The sequence below is a fragment of the Streptomyces sp. DH12 genome (genome assembly GCF_020873895.1).
GTDB lineage: Bacteria > Actinomycetota > Actinomycetes > Streptomycetales > Streptomycetaceae > Streptomyces.
Genome location: NZ_JAHWGT010000890.1, coordinates 1 through 473 on the forward strand (window position 1 = coordinate 1; position 473 = coordinate 473).

Annotated in this window: 1 protein-coding gene; it reads right to left on the reverse strand. The window is 23.9% G+C overall.

Features of this window, described 5'->3' with window-relative positions; genetic code table 11:
• The coding region (locus tag LPA54_RS37630) for a glycosyltransferase (protein WP_228984927.1) at positions 1 to 473 on the reverse strand (473 nt) is incomplete at both ends.

Sequence of the window (473 nt, forward strand, 5' to 3'; positions counted from 1 at the left end):
TAGCATATGTTCGCATAAAATTTTCACTAGATTATTTCCATCTATTATTGAGTCATTTTGAGTAAGCCTCTGAGTAGACTTTATATCATTTAAAATTTCTCCATCTTTATTAATAATTTTTCTATATGAAGTTACAAGCTTAATATCATCATACTCTATATAGTAATTAATCATTTTACTAATCTTATCTTTAAAAAAAATATCATCATCCATCAAAAAATTAACATATTCCCCTTTGCTTAGTTGCAAACATTTATTAAAGTTTTTTATAGCATTGCTATTTCCTTCTAAGTTTTTAAGCTCACTATCGCCTTCATTTATAGAAGAAATAAAATTTTTATCGTTTTTATTTCTTCTGTAAATGATATTTTTAAATTTATTGATATACTGTTCTAACATTTCTTCAACTTCATCACTTGTACTATCATCACAAATAATTATCTCAATATTTCTATACGTTTGATCTAAAACGC